Annotated in this window: 5 protein-coding genes and 2 pseudogenes; 1 reads left to right on the top strand and 6 read right to left on the bottom strand. The window is 51.5% G+C overall.

Translation table 11 applies throughout. From position 1 onward, the window contains the following. Positions 1–72: 72 nt before the first annotated feature. The 6 genes and pseudogenes from OKC27_RS22470 to OKC27_RS22445 all read right to left on the bottom strand — a co-directional run bounded on the left by OKC27_RS22470 (position 73) and on the right by OKC27_RS22445 (position 3,609). Positions 73–699, bottom strand: a complete 627-nt coding sequence (locus OKC27_RS22470; protein ID WP_270806734.1) for a M48 family metallopeptidase — start codon at positions 697–699, stop codon at positions 73–75. Further along, a complete protein-coding gene (locus OKC27_RS22465; protein ID WP_270806732.1) occupies positions 699–992 on the bottom strand; it encodes a hypothetical protein in 294 nt (97 codons plus the stop codon). The genes OKC27_RS22470 and OKC27_RS22465 overlap by 1 nt, the downstream gene beginning before the upstream one ends. 4 nt (positions 993–996) lie before the next feature. Beyond that, positions 997–1,542, bottom strand: a pseudogene (locus tag OKC27_RS22460) (IS30-like element ISAs2 family transposase); the annotation flags it as partial. 296 nt (positions 1,543–1,838) lie between these two features. Beyond that, positions 1,839–2,249 (bottom strand): annotated as a pseudogene (locus OKC27_RS22455) (IS30-like element ISAs2 family transposase); the annotation flags it as partial. Between the two features lie 90 nt (positions 2,250–2,339). Beyond that, positions 2,340–3,239: a type I restriction enzyme endonuclease domain-containing protein gene (locus OKC27_RS22450; RefSeq protein ID WP_270806731.1), complete on the bottom strand. Its 900-nt coding sequence runs from the start codon at positions 3,237–3,239 to the stop codon at positions 2,340–2,342. Next, positions 3,229–3,609, bottom strand: coding sequence for a hypothetical protein (locus tag OKC27_RS22445; protein ID WP_270806730.1), 381 nt, complete (start codon positions 3,607–3,609; stop codon positions 3,229–3,231). The genes OKC27_RS22450 and OKC27_RS22445 overlap by 11 nt, the downstream gene beginning before the upstream one ends. A 58-nt stretch (positions 3,610–3,667) precedes the next feature. Between OKC27_RS22445 and OKC27_RS22440 the strand changes: the two genes are divergently transcribed. Next, positions 3,668–4,109, top strand: a 442-nt coding sequence (locus OKC27_RS22440) for a transposase (protein ID WP_270806728.1), incomplete at its 3' end; no start/stop codon positions are given.

The following is a 4,109-nucleotide window of genomic DNA, read 5'->3' as shown; positions in this document are numbered from 1 at the left end:
GGAGGTCACATGGAAGATCAGATCCTGGAAAACGGGAAAGGTTCCGTTCAGGGCGCTACTTGTGTATAAGAGTCAGGCCTTAAACCGTTCATTATGGTGTCGCTCCAGCAAATGAATCAGCTCATGCACAATGATAAATTCCAGGCATTCAGGTGGTTTTTTGACGAGTTCCAAATTAAGCCAGATGCGGCCGGTGCTTGGGTTGCAGCTGCCCCACTTGGTTTTCATGCGTTTGATGCCGACAAAGCTCGGAGTCACACCGATCTGTTCTTGCCATTGCTTCATAAGCGGTTCAACCCGTTTTCGAAGGATTGTGCGATACCAATCTTGCAAAACGAATTGCCGTTTTTCTGGTGTAATTTGATTGCGACTGGTTAATACAATCTTGCCACCTTTGAGTTTTACGCCAGGTTCGGCACCTTGCGCAACATCCAAACGGTAACCACGCCCCCACAAATAATGGGTTTCGCCAGTACACATTTCGCGCTCTGATTGACGTGGCTGAGCGGCAAAGTCGGCTTGTTGTTCACGGATCCAAGCAATGCGTTTCACTACTGCCATACGAATGGCAGTGTCACTAAGTTGCAGCGGTGCCGAAACCCGCACTTTGCCTTCCGGTGGTAATACCGAGATGTGCAGGTTTTTAATCGGTTTGCGCTGCAAATCGAGTGTGATGTTGCCAATTGTGACTTCAGCCATTAATGGTACTCTTTCTGTGCCTTAATCAAGTCCATTACCGCTTTGACGTCCACGTTGTATTCGGCAGTTTCTTGTTGGATGGCGCGGGCGATCTCTTTCTCTTTAAATCGGTCTCCCAACCAATCTGCTTTTTTGGTGTAACGCACGGCCGAGTCGATTTTAGTGACCAGCACTTCGTCATTGCCAAAGTTATCAAACAGCGCCCGTTTGGCCATGGTATCCATGGTTTCTGGATAGGCTTTCGAGTTGTTACTGGCTGGGTATTTCGCGAATTCAACTTCGAAGTGCGACACTCGCCTATGCCGCCTGACGGTACTCTTCGAATACCTTGACAGGCTGCCTGAATCCGAGACATTTCCGAGGTCGTAGGTTGAGCCACTGCTCCGCTCTCCTGACATCCTCGTCCGTGACCTCTCTCAGGTCTGTTCCCTTTGGGATAAACTGCCTCAACAGCCCATTGCTGTTCTCGTTCAGACCGCGCTCCCACGAAGAGTAAGGGTGCGCAAAGTAAGTCTCGGCACCCAGCGCTTCCTCTATCGCCTTGTGTTCGGCAAACTCGCCGCCGTTGTCAAAGGTGATAGTATGCACCTGCTCGATGTAGGGCGTTAACATCTCGATTATCGCATCCCGCACCACCCCAGCCTGTTTGCTCGCGACCCGCTTGACCAGATAGAGCCGGCTCTTGCGCTCCACCAGGGTGACCAGTGCACCTGTGCCTTGCTTGCCCAGCACCGTGTCCGCCTCCCAATCACCGAGCCGCTCCCGGCTATCGACGATAGCCGGCCGTTCATCAATAGAGCGGGCTTCCTTGATGGGAGAACGCAGGCTGCTCGCCCCCTTGCGTATTCCGGTGAATTTGAACAGTGATTCCGGAATCTGTGAACACCATTTCCGGAAAGTATGCGGCCAGGGATTCTGCGAGCAGAAGCTGAGCTTTGAGGGGAGGCATCTTTTCGACTCACCGAACAAGCCAGCAGCCAAGCGCAGCGCGGCAGTTGTGGATCCAGGTCATTGGAGCATGACGGTTCATCTGACATCAGAGTTCGTGCTCTGAGGTGTCCGGAAATGGTGTACACGCAAGCCGGAATCAGCGTTCATTTTAAACCGGAATAGGTGTTCATTTTCGACCGGAATATGCACCCCTTGCGGTAGCGCTTGTGGCCCTGGCGCAGATGGCGGTACAACTGGCCACCCCGGGCTTTGTCGGCGGCCACATGGCGGTATATCCACTCGTGACTCACCATGAGGCCTATCTGCTTGCCCACCGTGCTTATCTGCTCCGGGCTCCACCACCAGGCGAGTGTCAGCTCGACAAACTGGATGACATCGGCAGATAGCCGAGATTTGGCCGCACTGGCCCGTCGGTGGGTGGCGTGCTGATGCGCATTGTCTGGCTGGTAGCCCTGCGGCCCGGCGTTACGACGCAGCTCCCGGTAGAGGGTGGAGCGATGAACGCCAATGGCGCGTGCGGTGGCAAGGATGGACATCCCCTGTGCGCGAAGCACCGATAACTGGTATCGTTGCCCCTCGGTCAACTGCTGATAGCTCATGGTGATACTGCTTTTACTTTGGCGAGCAGAAGGGTACCACCAATCAGCAGTTGGCCACCTCTCGCCATTCATCCATGAGTGTCGCACTTATTATCTGAATTCCCGTTTTACCTTCTTCGCCAGTTCACGCACTTTTTCTAAATACTCTTGGTACGAAATCGCTTGCTGCCGCCGCTGCTGAATCAGTTCATCCAGCAATACCGACATCTGCTCATAGTATTTAGGGTTGACCGGGTTTTCATCGACGATCGTTTTGCGCACGTTGTTTTCAATCGCTTCTGCCATCGCTTCAGGATTATTTTTCATATCCTTTGGTAAACCGTCTAAGGCTTCCGCGCCTTTTTGGACGATAAGCTCAATCAGGCCCAATTCTTCGAAATCCATTAAGGTTTCGCTTGGGTCAGCGTCAATGTACAAATCAAGCATCTGGCGCATCGCCGGCTCAAACTGCTTCATGTCCACCACATCGCCGCTGGCGATTTTGATTTCATCTCGTACTTTGCTGTAGTGCTCAACCTCTTGGCGGATCACCTCGGCTTCGCCTTTGCTGTAACCGGCTTGCTGCATCTCACTGGCAATATTGGTGAAACAGCGGATCAGTTTCGACACACTTTGGTAAAGCGTGAGGCGTAGCGCCTCTTTTTCACTAAGCTCGTCTTCAAGGGCTCCGGGCTGACAGCAAAAATAATGTTGATAATCAATTTGATGCTTAGGTGCTTTGACTGGCTCGCACAAGGTTTTCAAGGCCTTAAGCGCATTGTCCAAATCATCTTTGGCCATCTTCAGCCGGTCTTTTAACAGGCCAGCGACATCTTCTTTGTCATACGGATCTTTGTCCTCGTGTGACAACAACTCTCTGGTAACTTCCAAGTTACCTCGTAACACTTGCGGCTCGGTGTGTCGCCATGAATAACCCGACAAATAGTTGATTGCACCAGTGGGGCCTTTGGCTTTCGACTTCTCGGTTTTACCGATTACCTTATGCAGCATCTCCCCTCACCTCTTTCAAGATTTCAGATAGTAGTCTGTTGGCTCTATCGATCTTGTCGTGCAGAACGGTGGCGGCAATGGGTTCACCTGTTGATGCGTAGGTGTAAGCGAGTCGAGCGTATTGGTTCAGCAAGTTACCAAGTCGGGCGATCTGGTTTACGTGCTCTTGGTCGAGTCGAACAACCTTTGTTTGTTCGATTGGTTTTGAATCGAGTAAGGCTCTGATGATGCCAACTCGTGTGTTTATGGTGGGGTGGTCTTTGACCATCTCATCGAGTCGTTCTTGATGTTCTGCTGATAGCATGAACTCGTGTCTAGTAAGTTTCTCCTGTGTCATGGCTTTTGCTTTTAGGGTTTCCTGATTACCCATGATTAGCAGTCACCACGAGCTATACTGATCTTACGTACAGTTACTGAGGTGCGAGATCATGGCCAAAAGCAAAGTCCAATTCCAGAAAGGCTACAGCCTGTTTGATTTTTTCAAGGACTATGGCACTGAAGCGCAGTGCGAAAACGCGCTGCTTGCTTGGCGTTTTCCGAACGGTTTCATCTGTCCTGAGTGCGCCAACAAGACCTGCTGTCGCCTGAAAAGTCGGCCACGCGTGCTGCAATGCAATAACTGCCGTCACCAGATGTCATTGACTGGAAACACGATTTTTGCAAACACCAAACTCCCACTGACCAAGTGGTTTCTGGCGATGCAGCTGCTGTCACAGACCAAAACTGGCTTGTCAGCGATGGAGCTAAAGCGCCAGTTGGACGTCAAATATGACACCGCCTGGATGCTCAAGCACAAGCACAAGCTGCTGCAAGCCATGAAAGAGTCCGATGACAAGCAGCCCATCAGCGGCATCATTCAGCTCGATGATG

The sequence above is a fragment of the Aeromonas sp. QDB62 genome, from assembly GCF_027705695.1.
Taxonomy (GTDB): Bacteria; Pseudomonadota; Gammaproteobacteria; order Enterobacterales; family Aeromonadaceae; genus Aeromonas; species Aeromonas allosaccharophila.
Note: the sequence above shows the minus strand (reverse complement) of the source record. Positions and strands in the feature narration are given on the sequence as shown.

Bases quoted from the DNA above. Each gene is read 5' to 3' on its own strand.
- OKC27_RS22470 (WP_270806734.1), bottom strand. From the start codon at position 699: ATGGCTGAAGTCACAATTGGCAACATCACACTCGATTTGCAGCGCAAA.
- OKC27_RS22450 (WP_270806731.1), bottom strand. From the start codon at position 3,239: ATGCTGCATAAGGTAATCGGTAAAACCGAGAAGTCGAAAGCCAAAGGC.
- OKC27_RS22445 (WP_270806730.1), bottom strand. From the start codon at position 3,609: ATGGGTAATCAGGAAACCCTAAAAGCAAAAGCCATGACACAGGAGAAA.